Source organism: Suttonella sp. (assembly GCF_056855035.1).
Map to the genome: position 1 here is coordinate 1 of NZ_JBXGGR010000094.1, position 21,949 is coordinate 21,949.

Genomic DNA, 21,949 nt, shown 5'->3' on the forward strand with positions numbered 1-21,949 from the left:
TGACCTGTTTTGAGCCACAGAAAAAGCATTTTTTGTGTTCAAAGCTTTTGACCTCGCTAAAAGCCTTACAGAATAAGGCTTTTCAAACTTTTTAGCACCTAAAATGTCCCTTTGCCCTAAATTCTATATTAATATAAAATGCTTCATTATCAGAAAAATAATTTAGTAAGTGCTGAGATTTAATAAGTAGATTTTTAGAAAAAATAGCATCATCTTCAATTACTAATCCTGCTTGACCGCTAGTTGCGATTTGTTTAAAAGCTGCGTAGTGTTTATAAAAACAGGATTTTGCGCCAATTGACTGCTGAAAATCATAGCGTACATAGGGGGATTGTGCATTTTGACTATCCGTAAAAAAATCGACAGGAAAATCTGTTATCCAAATTAATTGATAATTATCTGTAAGTGCAGCGCATTGCTGTAAAATAGATTGTTTTCGAATATGATAAATCTCTCTATCTTCATGTATGCAATAAATATTCATTAATTATACTATAGTTTTTTATAATATTAAAAAAGCGCTTCAAAAAGAAGCGCTTTTGAGGTTTAGGATTGCGTTGTCGGTTTTTCGCGTTTGCGGATGTGCAGTTCTTTTAATTGCGCATCGCCGGCTTCGGAAGGGGCTTCGGTCAGCGGACACCAAGCGGTTTGCGTTTTCGGGAATGCCATCACGTCGCGAATGGATTTTGCACCGGTCATGAGCATAATCAGACGGTCAAGCCCGAATGCCAGTCCGCCGTGCGGCGGTGCGCCGTATTTCAGGGCATTGAGGAGGAAGCCGAATTTTTCTTGGGCTTCTTCTTTGTCGATGCCGAGGCTTTTCAATACGCGTTCTTGGACGTCGGCGCGGTGGATACGGATAGAGCCGCCGCCTAATTCCGTACCGTTTAAGACCATGTCGTAGGCACGCGAGAGTACACCGCCCGGGTTGTTGTCGAGTTCGGATAAATCATCGGTTTTGGGTGCGGTGAAGGGGTGATGCACGGAATACCAGCGCCCGTCTTTTTCATCGAATTCAAACATCGGGAAGTCCACTACCCATAGCGGTGCCCATTCGCAGGTCAGCATGTCTAAATCTTTGCCGATTTGAATGCGCAAAGCACCCATGGCATCGTTGACGATACTGGTTTTATCCGCGCCGAAGAAGACTAAATCGCCGTTTTGTGCGCCGACTCTTTGCAGGATTTCAAAGGCGATTTCGCCTTCTTTGCCGCCTTCTTTGGTCAGGAATTTGACGATGGGGCTTTGCAGTCCTTCTACATTGCTGAGGTCGTTGACTTTGATGTATGCCAAACCTTTGGCGCCGTAACGTCCGACAAAGGCGGTGTAGTCGTCGATGGCTTTGCGCGTGAGTTCTGCGCCTTTGGGGATTTTCAAGGCGACCACGCGTCCGTTGCCTTGTTTGGCGACGCTGGCAAAGACTTTGAATTGGCTGTCTTTAACCAAATCGTCAATGTCCACCAGTTCTAAGGGGATGCGCATATCGGGTTTGTCGGAGGCGAAGCGGCGCATGGCTTCGGCATAGGTCATTCGCGGGAAGGGGTTTTGCAATTCAACGCCCAAATGTTCTTGGAAGACTTGGCGAATCATGTTTTCCATCAGCTGCATGATGTCTTCTTCGTTTAGGAAGGAGGTTTCGATATCCAACTGGGTAAATTCCGGCTGGCGGTCGGCGCGCAGGTCTTCGTCGCGGAAGCAGCGCACGATTTGGTAGTAGCGGTCGAAACCGCTCATCATCAGCATTTGTTTGAAGAGTTGCGGCGATTGCGGCAGAGCGAAGAATTTGCCCGGATGGGTGCGCGAGGGTACGAGGTAGTCGCGTGCGCCTTCTGGGGTGGCTTTGGTCAGCATCGGGGTTTCGATGTCTAAAAAGCCTTTGTCGTCTAAATAGCGGCGCAGAGAGGAGGCGACTTTGCTGCGCAGAATGAGGTTTTTCTGCATTTGCGGACGGCGCAAATCGATGGTGCGGTTTTTCAGGCGCACTTCTTCCGAGATTTCGCTCATGTCGTCTAATTGGAAAGGCGGGGTGGGCGATTCGGAGAGGACGTCCAGCACTTTGCCGAGAATTTCGATTTTACCGCTGGGCATGTCGGGGTTTTCCGTGCCTGCCGGACGCAGACGCACACGGCCTTCAATTGATAAGCAGAATTCGTTGCGCACTTGCTCGGCTTTGGCGAAGGCTTCTTCGGTGTCGGGGTCGATGACGATTTGCACCAGTCCGCTGCGGTCGCGCAGGTCGATGAAAATCACGCCGCCATGATCGCGGCGGCGGTGTACCCAGCCCGCAACGCGGACGGTTTGCCCGTCAAGGGCTTCAGTGACTTCACTGGCATATTGGCTTCTAAAACTCATGGTATTTCCTAAATTTTGGACAAAGTCTTGTAAAAAACGGCTTATTGTAGCATTGAATGCCTGCTTTTACTGGCTTAAAAATGCCTCGACCTGCTTTAACAGCGCCGCTGTGCAGCCGCTTTGCAGGGGATTGTGGATTTGCAGGGGCAAAGCGGCTTGCAGGCGGTTGTTCATCCATGTGATTTGCCGCTTGGCTAATTGACGCGTGGCGATAATCGCGGCTTCCAAGGCTTGCGCTTGGCTGCATTCGCCTGCTAAATGCGCCCAGAATTGGCGGTAGCCCACGCTGCGCATGGATACGCTTTCTGCACTTAATTGCGGTCGTTCGCGCAGGGCGGCGACTTCTTCAATGAATCCTTGCGCCAACATGTCTTGCAAACGCAGGGCGATGCGTTCGTGCAACAGGCTGCGTTCGCAATTAAAGCCGATGGCGAGGGTTTGCCAAGTGGGTGCTGATTTTTCTTGGGCGGCAAATAATTGCTGCGGCGTTTGTCCGGTGAGCAGCATTAATTCGCTAAAACGTATCAGGCGTTGGCGGTCATTAGGCGAGATTTGTGCGGCGGTAAGTGGATCGCGTTGTTGTAAGTCGGCGTATAAGGTTTTGCCGTTGTCGGCGGCAAATTGCGCTTCGATGGCGGCACGGCTGTCGGCGGTAGAGGCGGGTAAATCCGCCAATCCTTCAAATAGTGCTAGAAAATACAGCATGGTACCGCCGACTAAGACGGGGATTTTCTCCTGCTGATGGGCAAGCGCGATTTGCGTTTGGGCATCGCGGCAGAATTGTGCGGCGGAATAGATGTCTTCCGGCTCGAGAATGTCGATTAAGGCATGGGGATAGCGTGCCAAGGTCGCAGCATCGGGCTTTGCCGTGCCGATGTTCATGCCGCGATAAATTTGCGCGGCATCCACGCTAATCAAATGTACGGGGAAATGTTCCACCAAAGCAAAGGCAAAGGCGGTTTTGCCGACGGCGGTAGGCCCGAGCAGGCAGATCAATGGTAATGAAGCGGTGTCTTGCATGGTGTATATCGTAAAAAAAACAGCACCGGAAAAGCCGGTGCTGCATGAATTATCACACTTCCATCGGAATAAACAAAATGGAATAGAGGATAATGACCAAAACTCCCGCCAATAAAGGCACGCTGGTACGCTTAACCAATAACAAAGGCGAGATTTTTGCCGCACCCGAGACCGCCACAATCACGCCTGAGACAGGAGAAAGGGAACGTCCCGTATTGGATACCTGCATCATAGGGGCAATCAGATAAGCGGGGTTGATGCCTAATTGCGCGGCTAATTGCGGTGCTAATTCCACAAAGGCAAAGAAGGCGGCATTGCCCGAACCGGCAGCGACGCTGACTAATAGGGTAATAATCACAAGAGCAATCATCATGACTAGTCCCGCCGCGCCGAATCTGCCGACCAAATCGATGAGCGCTTTGGTAAAGCCGATAACGCTGAGGCTGTGGGCAAAAATACCGGCGGCGACTAAGAGCACGACGACACCGGAAAATGCTTCGCTCATGCCTTGATAGCAAACTTCCAATCCCTCAAAGGTTTTTTTCGCATCAAAGCTGCGGACAAATTCGATAAGGGCGGTGAGAATAATTGTCAGCACCACAATCGCGCCTAATGACATTTCGGGCAGGGTATAGTCGCCGATGCTGAATTTGCCGTTAAAAAACAAAATTAACACAATCGGCATAAAGGGCAGAATGAAATAAAACGTAGGAGCTTGCGTTTCTTCGATGCCTGCCTGTGCCGCCTGCATGGCCATATTGTCGCTATTGCCCAATAGTCCTTCTTTGCGGTCGCAATAGCGTTGCCAGAAGAAATGCACAATCGCTACCACAATAATGGCGATAATCGACATCGGCAAAATGGTTTTAAATGAAAAAGCGATTAAATCGGCATTGGCTTTTTCCGCCGCCAAGACCACATCGGCGGAAGTGGGCGATAAATTAACGACGGTTGTGGTGCCGCAAATCGCGGCGGCGGAAGGCACGCTGATGCCCATGCGCACCATAATCGGGAATAAGGTTGCCATTAAAAAGACGCCTAAGGCGGTGGCGGAATTGATGGCAAAAGACATGAAAGAACCCAAGATAAAACCGCCGACCAATAAGAGATAAGGCGATTTGATATGCTTTAAGGGCTTGGATAAGACGCGGATAACCACGCCGTTTGCCCCCACATGGCTCATGTAGGCGGAAAAACCGATGAGCACCATGATTATCAGCCCCAAACCGCCGCCGCGACTGGAAAATAAATTGTAAATATAGGTGCTGATGTCATGAAAGAAAATGCCTGTGGCTTTATCCATCGGCGCTTTGCCGCTGAAAGCCCCGATAATCAATAAGGCGATGCCGGCGGTAAATAATACGCCTTTGGCATTGTAGCCCTTGATAATCGTATAACCGACAATAAAAATAGCAATTGCGCCTAATAGAATGGGAAACATGGTTTTCTCCTAATTTATTGATGGGCAAAACGCTGAATGATGTTGAGCACAACATTCAGGGACAGGTTCATCACGTCAATCGAAACGTATTCAAAGCGGCCGTGAAAATTTGCGCCGCCGGTAAATAAATTCGGCGTCGGCAAACCTTTGAAAGACAGTTGTGCGCCGTCTGTGCCGCCGCGAATCGGTTCGCGTAGCGGCGTGATGCCCAAATCCTTCATGGCGGCTTCGGCAATCTCAATCAATTTCGGATGTTGAGAGACTTTTTCATGCATATTTTGGTATTGATCGCTAATGCTGAGGCTGGCGAAGTCCTCGCCGTATTTCTGCTGCAAAGCGGCGAAGGTATGATGAAAAGCCGCTTTCTTCTCCTGCATGCCTTCTGCGCTGAAATCGCGCAATAAATAGTGCAGATGCGCGGCTTCTAAAGTGCCGGAAATATCGTGCAGGAAAATAAAGCCTTCGCGACCGCTGCTGTTTTCAGGTCTTAAATGCGGCGGCAAAGCCTGATGAAATTCCACCGCACGCTCAAAGCCGTTAATCATTTTGTCTTTTGCCGAACCGGGGTGGATATTCAAGCCGTGAAAGGTCAGTGCCACTTTTGCCGCATTGAAATTCTCATATTGCAATTCGCCTAAGCTGCTGCCGTCCAAAGTGTAGGCGATATCCGCGCCGAAGGCTTGTACGTCAAAATGATGCGGTCCGCGCCCGATTTCTTCATCGGGCGTAAAGCCGATGCGGATTTTGCCATGTTCGATTTCAGGATGGGCAAGCAAATATTTCATTGCGCAGAGAATAATCGCAATGCCTGCCTTATCGTCCGCACCTAATAATGTGCTGCCGTCTGTGGTCATCAGGCGGTGCCCGATCAAAGCCTGCAAAGCAGGATAATCGCGCGGCGACAAATATTCGCCGCTGCCGGCAAGCAAAATATCGCCGCCGTCATAATGCTGAATGATTTGCGGCTTGACCGCTTCGCCGCTGTAATCCGGCGAAGTATCCACATGTGCCAGCAACCCTAAAACGGGAATCGCTTTGTCGGTATTCGCCGGCAGAGTGGCAAATAAATAGCCTTTATCGTCAAGGCTAATCTCGCTCAGTCCCATAGCCTGCATTTCTTGTTCCAGCAATCTGAGCAAATCCCATTGGCGGGCGGTGCTTGGCGTCGTGTCGCTGTGCGAGTCGGAAATCGTATTGATGCGCACATAGCGCTCAAGATGTTGTGTTAATTCCTGTGTCATTTCTGTGTGAATCATATGCAGGCTCCTTGCATTTATGAGGATATTGTCATCTTAGCAATCATAAAAGAATATGACAATTTCTCTTATGGTTTCAGTCGATAGATATCGTCAAGGAAATCAAAATGAGTGTTCTGCCTTCAGCTTCAAATGCCGCTAATTGCTTAAGAAATAATAGGCGCTGTTGTTTATCTGCTTTCGGATAAATTAAGGTCTTTTTTTTCGAGTAATGCCGACACGTTTTAATGCTATGGCAATAGCTCTGTCGCTACAGTTAAAGCGTCTTGCCCGTTCATAGCATATAGTCATCAGGATAAGCTTGGACGTCAGCCATTAAAGCTTCATCATCCATTTTTGCCGGTTTGCGTTCGTACTTCTTGCGTTGTATCCTTTTTTTCCAACGTTGAATATAGTCAAAGAAATTAAAAAGTGGCACAGTAATGCTGCTAACAGGTAGCGCAGAGAGTAAGGCGAGATGTGTTTAAACTGTAACTCTTTTTGAATTCCTTGACTATAGTTGTTGCGCTGAGTCGATATTCTTCAACAAGCTTTCTGTAGCTATGACCTGATGCCAGCTTGTCTAATATCATTTGTCTGTAATCTTTTGAGTATGCCATAAGTTTTAGTGTAACCTTTTTTGGATTCCTTGACTATAATATCAGATTCAAGGATTAAACCGTGTGGGCAACAAGTTGCCCACCCTACTTTGCTTTTAGCTGCTTATCAGGGATTGTACTGATGATATTAAGATTGCCGCATTGTGCGGCAATCTTTTTGCTTATTTTTCGCTGAGTTGATAGCGGGTGCGGAAGGTTTTTTGGCTGTTCGGGGCGAGGATGTACAGTCCCATGCCGTTGTTAAAGCAGTCGGGTGCGCCGCTGAGGTTTTCCAAGGCGATGGATTGGCGTTCCGGCGGTATGTAGATTTGCAGGTAGGGGTAGCTGTCATCGGGGTAGAGGCTGAGGCGGAATTGCGCGTTTTCTAAATGGCAGGCGGCGCCGTCGTGGTTTTGTAAGACGAAGCTGTTATCCAGCATGGTGTCGCCGATGAGGCTGGCGCGGCTGAAGCGTTGGTCGGGGATGTGTTTGCCTGTGGGCAGCAGGTCTTGGTCAAATTCCAGTTGTTCTTGGCTGTTGATGTAGAGTTGCCATGTGTCGGCTTGTCCGCCCAAGCGGAAGTAGGGGTGCCAGCCGTCTGCGATGGGCATGGCTTCTGCTCCGCTGTTGCTGACGGTGCTGGCGATTTCCAGTCCTTCGGCGCTGAGTGTGTAGCGGATGTCGATGCGGTAGCGGAAGGGGTAGCCTTCTTCGTTTTGCCGGTAGTGGTGATGGAGTTCAATCCATGCGCTGTTGTCGTCTGCGTATTGTGCGCCGATTTGGAAGTCTTGGTCGTAGATGAGTCCGTGCAGGGCATGACCTTTGCGATTGTGTTTTTGGCAGTGGTGTTCTTGTTCGTTGAAGCGGTAGCGGGCGTTTTTCATGCGGCAGACAAAGGGGCTGAGTTTGGCGCTGCGAAAGCCTTGAGTGATGTTGTTGCGGGCTTGTTTGGGGTTTTCGTAGCCTTGTATGGCGTTGAACCATTCGCCGTTTTTTTGCAAAAGGGCGTAGGCGTGCAGGAGGGCGCCGAAGGGCAGGATTTCTACCCTCGCGTGGTTTTTGTGTTCCAAGATGATGCTTTGTGTTCGGGTGTAGATATTGAACATGGGCTTTCCTTATTTTTTCTTGGCGTGTTTGAGGGAGTCGATGGCAACGGCAAGGACGATGATGCTGCCTTTGATGATGTATTGCCAGTAGGGGCTGACGCCGATGTAGGTGAGTCCGTAGTTAATCAGAGTGAAGATGATGACGCCGATGACGACGCCGATGATGCTGCCCACGCCGCCGCTGAAGGAGACGCCGCCGATGACGCAGGCGGCGATGGCGTCCATTTCATACATGAAGCCGAGGTTGTTGGTTGCCGAGCCGATGCGTCCGGCTTCCAAGAATCCGCCGAATGCGTAGAAGACGCCCGAGAGGGTGTAGATGCCGAGCAGGTTGAGGGTAACGTTGACGCCTGAAACGCGAGCGGCTTCAGGGTTGCCGCCAATGGCGAAGAGGTTTTTGCCGAAGCGGGTTTTGTTCCAGATGGTCCACATGATGATGATGGCGATGAGGGCGTAGATGGTGATGTAGGAGAGTTTGAAGCCGCCTATTTTGAAATAGCCTTGCGTGAAGCTGGAGTAGGCGGCGTCGAATCCCGCAATGGGTGCGGAGCCGACGAAGTCGTAGTACAGGGAGTTGATGCCATACACGATGAGCATGGTGCCTAAGGTGGCGATGAAGGGGGTAACGTTCAGCACGGTAACGATGATGCCGTTTAATAGCCCGAGTATGGCGCCGATGGCACACACGAGGATGATGACGAACGGAATAGAGAGGGTTTCCAGTTCGGGGAAGACTTTATTGACGTTGGTGGTGGCTTGCAGGAGGGTGGCGGCAACCACGGCGGCCAAGCCGACTTGTCTGCCCACGGATAAGTCGGTGCCTTGGGTTAAAATCAGCCCCGCCACGCCGAGGGCGATGATGATGCGCACGGAGGATTGGGTGAGGATGTTGCTGAAATTGGTCAGGCTGAGGAAGCTGGTGTCTTTGGAGACGATGATGAGCAGCAGAATCAGCAGCACAAAATACAGGGCGTAGTCTTTAAAGAAGGTAAAGGCTTTGTTGGAGGCGGATGCGTTCATGATAATTCCTTTTAACTGTCTGCGGTGGAAGAGGATAGGTATTTGGCGGAAAGGTGCAGGATTTCTTCTTGCGAGGTGTCTGCGGTATTGACGATGCCCGCGACTCTGCCAGCGCTCATGACTAAGATGCGGTCGCTTACGCCCAGCAGTTCGGGCATTTCGGAAGAAATCATGATGATGGCTTTGCCGCGTTTGGCGAGTTCGTTAATCATTTGATAGATTTCGTATTTGGCGCCGATGTCGATGCCGCGCGTGGGTTCGTCCAGCATGAGGATGTCCGGCCCTGTGAGCAGCCAGCGCCCTAAAATGACTTTTTGCTGATTGCCGCCCGAGAGCGAGCCGATGCGCGTTCTTTGCGAGGGGGTTTTGACGTGCATGGAGTCGATGACCCATTTCGTGTCTTTGTGCATTTCCTTATTGTCTAAAAAGCCGCTATGTTCATAGTGTTTCATATTGGCAATCAGGGAGTTGAAGCTGATGTCCAAGCCGCCGAAAATGCCGGTGCTGCGCCGTTCTTCCGTTACGAGGGCAAAGCCGTTTTTAATCGCTTCTACAGGGCTTCGGTTGGCGACCGCTTTGCCGTTTATCAGCACTTCGCCGCTGCCGCGTTCGCGGATGCCGAATAGAGTTTCGACCAAATCGGTGCGTTTGGCGCCGACCAAGCCGCCGATGCCCAAAACTTCGCCTTTGCGCAGTTCAAAACTGATGTTTTGAATCGAGGGCTGGTTTTTCGCACTTAATGCCTGCACTTCCAGCACGACTTCGCCCAGCGTATTGTCTTTTTCAGGAAAACGCTGGGTCAGGCTGCGTCCGACCATTTTGGCGACTAAGGCGTCCATATTGGTTTCGGCCGTATGCACCGTGTCAATCCATTTGCCGTCGCGCAGAATGGTAATCGTATCGCAGACTTTGAAAATCTCTTCCATTTTATGCGAGATGTAAATGATGCCGCAGCCGCGCTGCTTGAGTTTGTCGATAATGGTAAAGAGATGGGAGACTTCTTTTTCAGACAGCGAAGAGGTGGGCTCGTCCATAATTACGATTTTCGCTTGATAGGAAAAGGCTTTCGCGATTTCAATCATCTGCATTTCCGATACGGTTAATTTCGCCACTTTTTCGCGCGGGTCGATCTCGATGCCTAATTCGTCGAAAATCGCCTTGGTATCGGCATACATTTTCTTGCTGTCGATGAAAAAACCTTTGGTGGGGTAGCGTCCCAGCCACAGATTGTCCATCACGCTTTGCTGCTTGACCATGTTCAATTCTTGATGAACCATGGAAATGCCGTTTTCCAATGCTTCTTTTGTGGTTTTGAAATCGACTTCATTGCCTAAAAATTCAATGCTGCCCTTATCTTTCGCATAAATGCCGAACAGGCATTTGAGCAAAGTCGATTTTCCCGCGCCGTTTTCCCCCATCAAGGCATGCACGGAATGGGCGCGTACTTGCAAATTGACGCCGTCAAGCGCTTTAACGCCCGGAAAGGATTTATGGACATCCGTCATGGTCAGCAGAATCTCGCCGGTAGAAGGTGCAGGAGCTGTCATTAAAGTATCCTTTATCAGTTAAAAAAGGGCGGGCTGATGCCGCGCCCTCGCAATGGTTTTTATGATGAGGCTTATTTTAAAAATTTATCCAAATTGCTCTTATCCACGCCCACATAAGGCACGCGGATTTGCTTGCCGTCTAATGTGTACACGCTGCTTTGCGACAAATCTTTGCCGTTTGCCAAATCTACCGCTAAAGCGTAAATCGCTTTCGCCTGCGTTTCGCCGTCATTTAAGACCGTGCCTTTCAGCACATCTGTTTTCACTAATTGCAAAGCCTCCGGTAAAGCATCGACGCCGAAGGTCGGCAATACGCCGCCTTGCGCTTTCATCGCTTCAATCGCCCCTAATGCCATGCCGTCGTTATTCGAAATGACGACCTCGATATTTTTGCCTGAAGGACCTGAGAGCCAAGCCTGCATAATGTCTTTCGCCTTGGCGGCATCCCATAAAGCAGCGTCTAATTGCAACTGATTGGTTTTAATGCCGTTTGCATTGAGTTTCTCGACCACGAATTTGGTGCGCGCTTCCGCATCGGGGTGTCCTGGCTCGCCTTTGAGCAGCACAAAATCCAAAACGCCGTCTTTGTTGGTATCCCAGTCAGGATTTTCTTTCCATGTCTTGGTAATCAAATCCGCTTGGATTTCGCCCGATTCTTGAGGATTCGTGCCGACAAAATAGGCTTTGTCATAAGAAGCGATTGCTGCTTCGCCGGGGTCTTTATTGAAGAAAATCACAGGAATGTCTTCGACGCGTGCTTTTTCGATAATCGTCGGCGCGGCGGCAGGGTCAACCAAATTGATTGCCAGCACTTTCACGCCCTTGGCAATCATCACATCGATTTGGTTATTCTGCTCGGACTGATTATTTTGCGAATCATTCATTAAGAGCTTGGCGGTTTTATGCTCCGCCGCTTCCGCCTCTAAAGATTTACGCATCAAAGACATAAAATTATCATCGTATTTATAGATGGTAACGCCCACTTTCGGCGCATCGGCAGCAAAAGATTGTCCCATCATCAAAGCCGCAACACAGGCAGCTAAGGTCTTGCGAAATGTCATAAAAGTCTCCTATGTTTTTCTCAACAAATATCTCTCACGCAAAGGTAAGGCGGCAATGAAAATCATCCCTTCATTGACACGATGTTAATTTTAAGCAAACAGACTGCTTTGTAAACCATTTTTTCTAAACGTTAAAGCAATTATATGAATTTCCATGTGTTTTAATGCGGCAAATAGTAAGTAAAATCATGAAAACACCCTTAAAAACAAGTTTTCTTATACAAAATCCACATTGACTTTTGATGAAATCCTCTTCATGATAATGCGTATTCCATATCAGGAGCGAAAGCCATGTTTATGCCCAGCGATCATCCGCACCGCCGCTATAATCCGCTTGCCGACGAATGGGTTTTAGTCTCTCCCCATCGTGCCAAACGGCCTTGGCAAGGGCAGCAGGAAAAAAGCGATACCGAGCGCAAACCCTCTTACGACCCCACATGCTATCTCTGCCCGGGCAATACGCGGATTAACGGCGAGAAAAATCTCTTTTATACCGCGCCTTATGTCTTTACGAATGATTTCTCCGCCCTTCTGCCCGATACGCCCGAGTATTGCGAAGAGGCGCATCCGCTGTTTCAAAGCCATAGCGTGCGCGGCGTGAGCCGCGTGGTCTGTTTTTCGCCCGATCATGGCAAAACCCTGCCGGAATTGTCCCTGCCGGAAATCGAAGCCGTGATAGAAGTCTGGCAGGCGCAATGTCGGGAATTGGGCGAAAAATACCAATGGGTGCAGATATTTGAAAACAAGGGGGCGGTGATGGGCTGTTCGAATCCGCATCCGCACGGACAAATTTGGGCAAGCGATTTTCTGCCGCATTTGCCCGCCAAAGCGCATCAAGCTCAGCAAGACTATTTTGCCCGCCATCACCGCGCGCTCTTGCAAGACTATGCGGCGGAAGAATTGCGCCGCCGCGAACGCATCGTCGTGGAAACAAGGGATTGGCTGGCGGTAGTGCCGTATTGGGCGGCATGGCCCTTTGAGACCCTGCTCCTGCCCAAAATTCCCCTGCATACCCTCTTGGATTTGAATGCCTCGCAGCGCAGTGATTTAGCCCTGGCACTCAAGCGCCTAAGCACGCGTTACGACAATCTCTTCGAATGCAGCTTTCCTTATTCTATGGGATTTCACGGCGCGCCCTTTGACGGCAAAGAGCATCCGCAATGGCGGCTGCATGCGCATTTCTATCCGCCGCTGCTGCGTTCTGCCAGCGTGCGTAAATTTATGGTCGGCTATGAAATGCTTGCCGAAGCGCAGCGCGATTTAACGCCGGAACAGGCGGCGGAACGTTTGGCGGCATTGTCTGATGTGCATTATCGTGCGGCAGATTAATGGACGAGGTTTTTGCTGTGCCACTGCGATTGGCGGCATGGCTCTCCGCATGCTTTGCCCTATGCTCGCGGAAATGTACTTAGAGATGGGGTGTCGTCCGTCGCCAAGAGCTTCCGGTTTAAGCATTTGGGGCTGCTGATGATTTCGGCTCTTTTATTGCTTCTCTCTTAACGCTTGAAAACGCATTTACAAGGAATATAACAATGGATATCTCCGCTATTTTTACCGAAAAATTTAATACCGCTCCCGCATATCGGATTCGCGCGCCGGGACGTGTGAATTTAATCGGCGAACACACCGATTATAACGACGGCTTTGTGCTGCCCTGTGCCATTGATTTCGCCAATTATGCGGCGGTGAAAAAAAACGACGGCAAGCGTGTGCGCGTATATGCCGAAAATTATCGGGAATATGATGAGTTTGAATTAAACGGCGCATTTTCTGCCTCGGATAAGCAATGGGCGAATTATGTGCGCGGCGTCTTCTGGGCATTGGCGGAAAAAGGCTATCCGATTGGGCAAGGCTTGGATATGGCGATTAGCGGCGATGTGCCGCAGGGGGCGGGATTGAGTTCTTCCGCCGCTTTGGAAGTGGCGGTAGGCAAAGCCTTGCAAACACTGTTTGATTTGCCTCTCAACGAAAGCGAACTCGCCCTTATCGGGCAATATGCGGAAAATCATTTTGTCGGCTGCAAATGCGGCATCATGGATCAACTTGCCAGCGCGCGCGGCGAAAAAGGTCATGCGATTTTAATCGATTGCCGCAGCCTTGAGACGCAGGCGATTGCCATCCCCGACACATTGAGCGTGATGATTATTCATTCCCACGTCAAACGCGGCTTGGTCGGCAGCGAATACAATACGCGCCGCGAACAATGCGAAAGCGCTGCCGCGCATTTCGGCGTGAAAGCTCTGCGCGATGTCAGTTTGGAGCAATTTGAAGTCGAAAAAAGCGGACTTGAGGCGCTGGTGGCAAAACGCGCCCGCTATATTATTCAGGAAAATCAACGCACATTGGCGGCAGCGCAGGCGATGAAAAATAATGACATCAGCGCTTTGTCGCGCCTGATGGCGGAAAGCCATGTCGGTATGCGCGATGAATTCGAGATTACCCATCCGGCGGTAGATACCATGGTGGTATTGATTGACGAAGTTATCGGGCACAGCGGCGGCGTGCGCATGACCGGCGGCGGTTTCGGCGGCTGTGTGGTGGCGCTGGTGCCGCATGAGGCGGTTAAGGCGGTAAGTGCGCATCTTGAAGCGCATTATCAAGCCAAAACCGGTCTGAAAGAGGAGGTCTTTGTCTGTCAGCCGAGAGAGGGCGTGACTGCGCAAGCCCTTGCTTAAGCGCCGTCTTTGAAAAACTACCAATAAAAAAGCAGCTCTCTTCTTTTCAGAATCGAGCTGCTTTTTATCAGCGGATAATGATGCGCTTTATTATGCGTCCATCAATTGCTTCAGGGTTGCGCCGATATCCGCCGGCGAACGCACGGTCGCCACGCCAGCCGCTTCAAGGGCTTTGAATTTATCTGCCGCCGTGCCTTTGCCGCCGGCGATAATCGCGCCCGCATGTCCCATGCGTTTGCCCGGTGGGGCAGTCACACCGGCAATATAAGCCACCACAGGTTTGCTGACATGGGCTTTGATAAATTCCGCCGCTTCTTCTTCAGCCGAACCGCCGATTTCGCCGACCATCACAATACCTTTGGTTTGCTCGTCCGCTTCAAAAGCAGACAGCACGTCAATGAAATTGGTGCCGTTAATCGGGTCGCCGCCGATGCCGACGCAGGTGCTTTGTCCCAAGCCGATTTGCGTGGTTTGATGTACGGCTTCATAAGTCAATGTGCCGGAACGCGACACAATGCCCACGCTGCCTTTTTGATGGATATGCCCGGGCATAATACCCATTTTGCATTCGCCGGGGGTAATCACGCCCGGGCAGTTCGGACCGATGAGGCGCGAAGCGCTGCCTTGCAAAGCCGCTTTGACTTTCATCATATCTAAAACAGGAATGCCTTCGGTGATACAGGCAATGATTTCAATGCCGGCATCAATGGCTTCTAAAATCGAATCTGCCGCAAAGGGCGGCGGTACGAAAATCATGGAAGCATTAGCGCCGGTATCGCGCACCGCTTCGGCAACGGTATTGAATACAGGGCGGTCTAAATGGCTTTGTCCGCCTTTGCCTGGCGTTACGCCGCCGACCAATTGCGTGCCGTAGGCAATCGCCTGCTCGGAATGGAAGGTGCCTTGCGAGCCGGTAAAGCCTTGGGTAATGACTTTGGTGTCTTTATTGATGTAAATACTCATGGCTGCTCCTTATTGTGCCGCTGCTACGGCGCGTTTTGCCGCATCGGTTAAATCATCTGCCGCTTCAATGCCTAAGCCGCTTTCATTGAGCATTTTGCGTCCCAATTCCACATTGGTGCCCTGCAAGCGCGCAACCACCGGCACTTTCAAATCGATTTCTTTCGCCGCATTGATAATCCCTTCGGCAATCAAATCGCAGCGCACGATGCCGCCGAAGATATTGACCAAAATCGATTTTACTTCAGGCGAAGTCAAAATCAGTTTAAAGGCTTCTTTCACGCGCTCGGCAGTCGCACCACCGCCCACGTCCAAGAAATTCGCCGGTTCGCCGCCATGCAGTTTGACGATATCCATAGTCGCCATTGCCAAGCCGGCACCGTTTACCATACAGCCGATATTGCCGCCTAATGCCACATAATTGAGCTGCAATTCCTGTGCTTTGTTCTCGCGCTCGTCTTCTTGGCTGCGATCGCGCATTTCTTCCAAATCTTTATGGCGGTAAAGGGCGTTGTCGTCCACGCCGATTTTGGCATCAAGAGCCAGCAAATTGCCGTCGCGGGTGACAATCAAAGGATTGATTTCCACCATCGCCAAATCTTTTTCGATGAAGAGTTTGTATAAACCTTCCATTAATTTGACCAGTTGTCCGGATAATTCTTTATTCAAGCCCATGTCGAAGGCGGCTTGACGACCAACATAAGGGAAATAACCCGCCGCAGGATCCACGGCCACATTGATAATCTTATCGGGATGGCTTTCCGCCACTTCTTCGATATCCATACCGCCTTCCGAAGAGCAAATGAAGCTGACGCGGCGCGTGGCGCGATCAACAACTGCCGATAAATATAATTCGTCAACGATATCCAAGCCTTCTTCAATCAAGACTATATTGATCGGCAGGCCGATATCGCCGGTTTGCTTGGTTTTTAAGGTGTTGCCGATCATGTTTTCAGCGTAATCGCGCACTTCGTCCAAAGATTTGGCGACTTTCACGCCGCCTGCTTTGCCGCGTCCGCCTGCATGCACTTGAGCTTTGACAACCCAAACCGTACCACCCAGCTCTTTAGCCGCCGCTACTGCTTCTTCTGCAGATTTCGCCAAAATACTGCGCGGAATGCTAACGCCATAATCACGAAAAAGTGATTTGGCTTGATATTCATGTAAATTCATAGCTAATTTCCAATTTGTTGGTTGAATGGTCACAAAAACCTCGCGTATCTTAACATATCCTAATCGCATTCAGCGTCGGCAAATCGTTTTTTCTAAGATTTTGCCCCCCAAATAGGGGAAATCAGGCTAAGATAGCGTCTTTTCATCAGGAAATATTATGCCTAAAGAGATAATATTCCGGCACCAATTCCCCATTACTATCCGTTGGGGGGATATGGATGCCTATCAGCATGTGAATAATACGCTGTTTTTCCGTTACTTAGAATCCGCACGCTTTGCCTATTTCGAGGAATATGTGCTGCCGCTGATTGGCGGTAAAATACCTATGGTTGTCTTGGCAGAGATGCAGTGCAAATTTGAGGCGGAGATTGTTTATCCTGCCGAATTGCTCGTGAAAAGCAAAATCTCGCGTTTGGGCAGGAGCAGTTTTGATGTTTATGCCGAAATTTGGAATGCCGGCAAACGCTGCGCCCAATCGACGGCGGTGATGGTGTGGCTTAATCCCGAAAGCAAAAGGCCGGAGGCGGTGCCTGAAATCGTGGCGCAAGCGATAAGGGCATTGGAGCATTTGGCTTAATGACTGCGTTTTAGAGTAATCAATAAGGAAAATTCGTGCAAAGTATTCAAATCATTCTCTTGATTTTCGCTTTTTTATTTTTTGTCAGCATCGTGGCGACGCGTTTATCCGCGCATTTCGGCATGCCTTTGCTATTGGTGTTTTTAGGCGTCGGTATGTTGGCGGGCGAAGAGGGAATCGGCGGCATTGTGTACGACAGCTTTTTCAGCGCGACTTTTATCGGACAATTCGCCTTGGCGATTATTCTGCTGGACGGCGGTCTGCGCACCCAGATGAGCAGTATTAAAATCGCCGTCAAACCGGCGGTGACTTTGGCGACTTGGGGTGTAGTGGCGACGGTCATCAGTCTCGGATTATTCACGACTTTTTTCTTGAAAATCGATTGGCAGCTCGGATTTTTAATGGCGGCGATTGTCGGCTCGACCGATGCGGCGGCGGTTTTCTCGTTATTGCGCAATAGTGGCGTGCGCCTGCATTCGCGGATTTTATCGACTTTGGAAGTGGAAAGCGGCGCGAATGATCCGATGGCGATTTTTCTGGTTACCGCTTTGCTGACTTTGCTTACGGATCCGCAGGGCGGCGGCGCGGCGGGCTTTTTGAAAATGCTGTTGCTGCAAATGGGCTTGGGTTTTTTGATTGGTTTTGTAGCGGGCAAAATTCTGGCGTGGATTTTGCGCAAAATTGCTTTGGCGGAGGGCTTGTATGCCCTGATGATTGCTTCAGGCGGTTTGATAGCTTTCGCATTTTCGAATTTGCTTGGCGGCAGCGGCTTTTTAAGCGTTTACATTGCCGGCATTATCATCGGTAATACGCGCAGCCCCGCCAAGGAGCCTTTGCTGAATGTGATGGACGGCTTGGCTTGGCTGGCGCAGGCAAGTATGTTCTTGGTCTTGGGCTTATTGGTAACGCCGAGCCGTTTGTTTGAAGAAAGTTTCGATGCTTTGATTATCGCCGCCTTTTTGATTTTTGTGGCACGACCGCTGGCGGTATATAGCTCGCTGCTGTGGTTTCCTTTTAAAAAACGAGAGGTTGCCTATATCAGTTGGGTGGGTTTGCGCGGCGCGGTGCCGATTACGCTGGCGATGATGCCGCTGATGGCGGGCGTGCCGAATTCGCGTCTGTTTTTTGATGTGGTCTTTTCGGTAGTGATTTTTTCTTTGCTGATTCAGGGCACGACAATCGGCTTGATGGCGCGGAAATTGAAAGTGGTTCTGCCGCCGCAGCCGGAACCTTTGCAAAGCAAGGCGATTTGGCTGACCGAAAAGCTGAATATGCATTTGCAGTCTTTTGCGGTGGAAAAAAGTTCGCCGGCGGAAAACAGTCATCCCTATGCCTTGACGCGTCCGAAAGCCTTTCAGCATGGGCGGCTTTTCGCTTTAATCCGCGAGGGCAAAAGTCTGCGCGTGGGTATGAATACGCGGATGCAGGCGGAAGATGTGGCATGGTTTATCTTTCCCGAGGATAAGGGCGAGGATTTCGCCCAGCAATTTGCCGGCTATGCACAAAACGATAATGAGCAAGAATTTTTCGGCGATATTGAAGTCAAGCCTTATGTGCGGATGAGCGAATTGGCGGAAGAATACGGTCTGCAGATTGCCGAGGAGGATGCGGAGCGGACGCTGGGCGATATGTTCCGTGAGCGTTTCGGCGATGTGCCGGTGGCGGGCGATGCTTTGAAAATCAATGACAGTGAAATCATCATCAAGGAATTGGACGAGCGCGGCTATATCAAATGGCTGGGCTTGAAGATTCCCGAACGGCGCGAGGCGGCGCAAGAGGAGGATGCAGAGGATACGCCGCCGCCTTTACCGCCGATGCTGTGATTCATCCAGCGCAATTTGCTGTGCAATAAAGGCGTAATGCCTGTCGAGTATATCGCCGCTGTGTCGGCGGCTATAAGCGATGATGTCTTGCGTGCCCGCTTGGGCGTGATAATCCAGTAAGGCTTGAACGGCATCGGGAAGGGTGTCGGTATCGCATTGGCGGACGAAGTTTTCTTTGCGCAGTTGTTCGGCGATGTCTTGGAAATTGAACATCGATTTGCCGAAGCACAGCGGTATGCCGGCATGTACGGCTTCCAGCGGATTATGCCCGCCGCGCGCGATGAGGCTGCCGCCGATAAAGGCGACCGATGCGCAAGACATGGCGGCGCCGAGTTCGCCGAGCGTGTCTAACAGGGCGATGCCTTGCGTATTGCTGCTTAAGGTGGCGCCTTGACTGCGCAATAAGGGCGTAAATCCTGATTTTTCGATGAGTTTGCAGATGCTGTCACGGCGTTCGGGATGGCGCGGCGCGATGCATAGGCGTAGTGGCGGTATGTGGTGGAGCAGGTTTTGATAGGCGGCTAAGATGTGCTTTTCTTCGCCTTCGTGGGTGCTGGCGGCTATCCACAGTGGCGCTTGCGGATTGGGCGGCAGAAAGTCCTGCAAAGGAAGTATTTCGGCGACGGGAGCGGCGAATTTCAGACTGGGCGTGATGCTGATGCGGCTGTTGCGGCAAAGAAAGCGGAAGCGTTTGGCGTCGCTACGGTTTTGTGCATTGATGCGCAATTGCGGCAGTACGCGGCGCAGTAGGTGGCGGGCAAAACAATAGTAGCCGCGCAGGGATTTGGCGGATAGGCGGGCGTTGATGAGTAGGGTGGGGATGCTTTGCGCTTGGCATTGTCGCAGAAGGTTGAACCAGATTTCGGTTTCCATCAGCGCTACGCCGCGCGGCTTCACATGCGCCAGAAAACGGCGGATGTTGCCGCGGCTGTCATAGGGCAAATAGCTGTATTGGATGCGTTGGGGGCGGCGCGCGGCAAAGGCGGCGATTTGCGCGCGGCCGGTGGGCGTGGTGCAGCTAATCCATACGTTGAGGTCTGTATGGCGCGCAAGCAGGGTTTCCAAAAGCGGCGCAATGGCGAGAAATTCGCCTACCGATACGGCGTGTATCCATAGCGGTGCAGGTTTGGCGGGCGGCAGACGATAAGCAAAGCGTTCGCCGATATGGCGGCGATACTCGGGGTTACGGCGCGATTTAATGAGTAGGCGCAGTAGGGCAAAAGGGGTGAGGAGATTCAGTAGGCAGCTATAGAGAAGCGGCATGGCTGGCTCGGCTGACGGCGGCGCAATTGGCGCGCAGATGGTCTGGATTGATAGTGCCGCTGATTAAGGCGGTAATCGGGTGTTGAAAGAGAAAATCGGCAAGGTTTTCCAGCGAATATTGCGCCAGCAAATGTCCGCTGCCAAAGCCTTTTTTGATGAGGATGCCGACGTTTTGGGCGTCGGCTTGCGTAATGACATCCGTCATTTCTCTGTGTTCGGGATTCAGCTCGAGCATGAGTGTATCAACATAAGGCAGCCATGCTTGTGCCCCTGCGCCGGTTTTGCAGGAAATGCCGATGGCGCGGATTTTGCCCGCTTGTTTGGCTTGCTCGAGGGCGGCAAGGCAGTCGCTTTGATGTAAAATGGCGAGATCATTGCCGTCGGAATGAATGTTGATGAGATCGATGTGTTCGCAGCGTAGGCGGCGCAGGCTGTTGTCGATGCTTTGTTTGACGGCGGGGGCGGAAAAATCAAAGCTGGATTGGTTGTTATGAAAGTTTTCGCCAACTTTGCTGGCAATATGCCATTCATTGCGGCGGATAAACGCGCCAAGGCGGCTTTCGCTGCTGCCATAAGCAGGAGCGGTGTCCAGCCAATTGATGCCCAGCGATTGGGCGAGCGCAAGCAGTTCCTGTACGGATTTATCGTCGGGTAAATCAAAAGATTGTGGATATTTGACACCTTGATTGCGCCCGATTTTGACTGTGCCTAGTCCGAGAGTGGAAAGGCGGATGCCGCTGTTGCCAAGAGGGCGCGTGGGGAGAAGTGCTGTGTTCATGGCGTTTATTATACAAGGAGTAAAACGGAATGGGGATTTATGCAATCGGCGATGTGCATGGACAATATGAGGCTTTGATGCATTTGTTAGAGCGTCTTAATTATGATGAAGCAGCGGATGAATTGTGGTTTGTGGGAGATATTATCAATCGGGGGCCGGATTCTGTGCAGGCTTTGCGCTGCGTCAGTCGCTTAAAAGGTAAAACGAAAGTCGTTATTGGCAATCATGATTTTACCTTGATGGTACAGGCAAACGGATTGGATAAGGGGCGGATTAAAAACACGACCAAAGAGATTCTAAATGCACCTGATGCGCAGGAAATGATTGATGCCGTCCAATCGTGGCCGCTGATGGTGCAAGATGAGGCACGGCAAATCGTGATGGCGCATGCAGGGGTCTATCCTTATTGGGATTTGGATACGGCAATCGAGATGAATGCGCAATATTGTCGGCAGATGCGGCAAAAAGACGAGGCGCGGCGAGAGTTTTTACAGGCGGTGTATCGTAACGGCGGCGGTGAATGGAAAGAAAACAGCAAAAATAGCGTTAAACAATGCTTTGCGGTCAATGCTTTCGCGCGCATGCGTTTTTTAAAGACAAATGCCGCTTTGGATTTTGATGGCAAAATGCCGCCGGAAGAAGCGCCGAAAGCGCTTGTGCCTTGGTATGAATTGCATGCGGCGCGGCAAGATTTTCGCGTGGTTTTCGGGCATTGGGCGGCATTAGGCTTGCGGATGCATGAAAAATACGCCTGCATTGACGGCGGTGCGGCATGGAGCGGCGAGTTGATTGCTTTCGATTTGGCGCAATGGCAGGTGGCGGCAACGGTGGCGATTGCAAAATAATTCCAAAAAGACTTGACGCATATTTTTAATCTGCTAATATGCGCGCCTTGCGGAGGGATACCCAAGCGGTCAACGGGAACAGACTGTAAATCTGTCGGCTCAGCCTTCGAAGGTTCGAATCCTTCTCCCTCCACCATATCAAGCGGGCGTAGTTCAATGGTAGAACCTCAGCCTTCCAAGCTGATGGTGTGGGTTCGATTCCCATCGCCCGCTCCATTTAATTCAGTTTTTATTCCAGTCCATATAGCTCAGTAGGTAGAGCACTTCCTTGGTAAGGAAGAGGTCACCGGTTCAAATCCGGTTATGGGCTCCATTTACATCGGGTGGATTGAGATGTCAAAAGAGAAATTTGAACGTACGAAGCCCCACGTAAACGTGGGCACGATCGGTCACGTAGACCATGGTAAAACGACGCTGACAGCGGCATTGACCAAAGTAGGTGCAGACCGTTTTGGCGGGCAATTTAAAGCCTAC

The 21,949-nt window shown here is 50.7% G+C and carries 19 protein-coding genes and 3 tRNA genes; 9 read left to right on the forward strand and 13 right to left on the reverse strand.

Annotated features, from left to right (window positions below; all coding sequences use genetic code 11):
• Positions 1-91: 91 nt before the first annotated feature.
• From ACJHVI_RS08355 to mglB, 9 genes are all read right to left on the reverse strand, one after another.
• Positions 92-484, reverse strand: a complete 393-nt coding sequence (locus ACJHVI_RS08355) for a glycosyltransferase family 25 protein (protein ID WP_483184290.1) — start codon at positions 482-484, stop codon at positions 92-94.
• Positions 485-546: 62 nt separating this feature from the next.
• Entirely contained in the window at positions 547-2,352 is a 1,806-nt protein-coding gene (aspS, locus tag ACJHVI_RS08360) for an aspartate--tRNA ligase (protein WP_483184291.1), read from the reverse strand.
• A gap of 66 nt (positions 2,353-2,418) precedes the next feature.
• A complete protein-coding gene (gene miaA, locus ACJHVI_RS08365) occupies positions 2,419-3,372 on the reverse strand; it encodes a tRNA (adenosine(37)-N6)-dimethylallyltransferase MiaA (RefSeq protein WP_483184292.1) in 954 nt (317 codons plus the stop codon).
• A gap of 52 nt (positions 3,373-3,424) precedes the next feature.
• Positions 3,425-4,813 carry an anaerobic C4-dicarboxylate transporter DcuC gene (gene dcuC / locus ACJHVI_RS08370; protein WP_483184293.1) on the reverse strand — a complete coding sequence of 463 codons (1,389 nt, stop codon included), beginning with the start codon at positions 4,811-4,813 and terminating at the stop codon, positions 3,425-3,427.
• 14 nt (positions 4,814-4,827) lie between these two features.
• On the reverse strand, positions 4,828-6,054 hold the full coding sequence (gene pepT / locus ACJHVI_RS08375; RefSeq protein ID WP_483184307.1) for a peptidase T: 1,227 nt from the start codon (positions 6,052-6,054) through the stop codon (positions 4,828-4,830).
• A gap of 775 nt (positions 6,055-6,829) precedes the next feature.
• The gene (locus tag ACJHVI_RS08380) at positions 6,830-7,753 is read right to left on the reverse strand and encodes an aldose epimerase family protein (protein WP_483184294.1); all 924 of its coding nucleotides are present in this window, start codon (positions 7,751-7,753) and stop codon (positions 6,830-6,832) included.
• Positions 7,754-7,762: 9 nt separating this feature from the next.
• The gene (mglC, locus tag ACJHVI_RS08385) at positions 7,763-8,773 is read right to left on the reverse strand and encodes a galactose/methyl galactoside ABC transporter permease MglC (protein ID WP_483184295.1); all 1,011 of its coding nucleotides are present in this window, start codon (positions 8,771-8,773) and stop codon (positions 7,763-7,765) included.
• A gap of 11 nt (positions 8,774-8,784) precedes the next feature.
• Positions 8,785-10,320 (reverse strand): galactose/methyl galactoside ABC transporter ATP-binding protein MglA, encoded by a 1,536-nt coding sequence (gene mglA / locus ACJHVI_RS08390; protein WP_483184296.1) that lies wholly within the window; start codon positions 10,318-10,320, stop codon positions 8,785-8,787.
• A gap of 71 nt (positions 10,321-10,391) precedes the next feature.
• Entirely contained in the window at positions 10,392-11,381 is a 990-nt protein-coding gene (gene mglB / locus ACJHVI_RS08395; RefSeq protein ID WP_483184297.1) for a galactose/glucose ABC transporter substrate-binding protein MglB, read from the reverse strand.
• Positions 11,382-11,672: 291 nt separating this feature from the next.
• Between mglB and ACJHVI_RS08400 the strand changes: the two genes are divergently transcribed.
• Both ACJHVI_RS08400 and galK read left to right on the forward strand, forming a co-directional pair.
• On the forward strand, positions 11,673-12,710 hold the full coding sequence (locus ACJHVI_RS08400) for a UDP-glucose--hexose-1-phosphate uridylyltransferase (protein WP_483184298.1): 1,038 nt from the start codon (positions 11,673-11,675) through the stop codon (positions 12,708-12,710).
• A 203-nt stretch (positions 12,711-12,913) separates the two neighbouring features.
• Positions 12,914-14,056, forward strand: a complete 1,143-nt coding sequence (gene galK / locus ACJHVI_RS08405) for a galactokinase (protein ID WP_483184299.1) — start codon at positions 12,914-12,916, stop codon at positions 14,054-14,056.
• 90 nt (positions 14,057-14,146) lie between these two features.
• On the opposite strand, the gene sucD is transcribed toward galK, so the two are convergent.
• Positions 14,147-15,019 (reverse strand): succinate--CoA ligase subunit alpha, encoded by an 873-nt coding sequence (sucD, locus tag ACJHVI_RS08410; RefSeq protein WP_483184300.1) that lies wholly within the window; start codon positions 15,017-15,019, stop codon positions 14,147-14,149.
• 9 nt (positions 15,020-15,028) lie between these two features.
• A complete protein-coding gene (gene sucC, locus ACJHVI_RS08415; RefSeq protein WP_483184301.1) occupies positions 15,029-16,189 on the reverse strand; it encodes an ADP-forming succinate--CoA ligase subunit beta in 1,161 nt (386 codons plus the stop codon).
• 157 nt (positions 16,190-16,346) lie between these two features.
• On the opposite strand from sucC, the gene ACJHVI_RS08420 reads away from it, so the two are divergent.
• Positions 16,347-16,766: an acyl-CoA thioesterase gene (locus tag ACJHVI_RS08420; RefSeq protein WP_483184302.1), complete on the forward strand. Its 420-nt coding sequence runs from the start codon at positions 16,347-16,349 to the stop codon at positions 16,764-16,766.
• Between the two features lie 35 nt (positions 16,767-16,801).
• A complete protein-coding gene (locus tag ACJHVI_RS08425; RefSeq protein ID WP_483184303.1) occupies positions 16,802-18,589 on the forward strand; it encodes a potassium/proton antiporter in 1,788 nt (595 codons plus the stop codon).
• Here ACJHVI_RS08425 and ACJHVI_RS08430 read toward each other — a convergent pair.
• Together ACJHVI_RS08430 and ACJHVI_RS08435 are read right to left on the reverse strand one after the other, a co-directional pair.
• Entirely contained in the window at positions 18,572-19,852 is a 1,281-nt protein-coding gene (locus ACJHVI_RS08430) for a 3-deoxy-D-manno-octulosonic acid transferase (RefSeq protein ID WP_483184304.1), read from the reverse strand. The genes ACJHVI_RS08425 and ACJHVI_RS08430 overlap by 18 nt on opposite strands.
• A complete protein-coding gene (locus ACJHVI_RS08435) occupies positions 19,836-20,630 on the reverse strand; it encodes an aldo/keto reductase (RefSeq protein WP_483184305.1) in 795 nt (264 codons plus the stop codon). Before ACJHVI_RS08435 ends, ACJHVI_RS08430 begins: the two co-directional genes overlap by 17 nt.
• A 29-nt stretch (positions 20,631-20,659) precedes the next feature.
• On the opposite strand from ACJHVI_RS08435, the gene ACJHVI_RS08440 reads away from it, so the two are divergent.
• From ACJHVI_RS08440 to ACJHVI_RS08460, 5 genes are all read left to right on the forward strand, one after another.
• Positions 20,660-21,475, forward strand: a complete 816-nt coding sequence (locus ACJHVI_RS08440; protein WP_483184306.1) for a symmetrical bis(5'-nucleosyl)-tetraphosphatase — start codon at positions 20,660-20,662, stop codon at positions 21,473-21,475.
• Positions 21,476-21,526: 51 nt separating this feature from the next.
• Positions 21,527-21,611: transfer RNA gene (locus ACJHVI_RS08445), tRNA-Tyr, on the forward strand.
• Positions 21,612-21,617: 6 nt separating this feature from the next.
• Positions 21,618-21,691: transfer RNA gene (locus tag ACJHVI_RS08450), tRNA-Gly, on the forward strand.
• Between the two features lie 21 nt (positions 21,692-21,712).
• Positions 21,713-21,788, forward strand: a tRNA-Thr gene (locus ACJHVI_RS08455).
• Positions 21,789-21,808: 20 nt separating this feature from the next.
• A partial coding sequence (locus tag ACJHVI_RS08460; protein ID WP_483184006.1) for a GTP-binding protein occupies positions 21,809-21,949 on the forward strand: 141 nt, incomplete at its 3' end.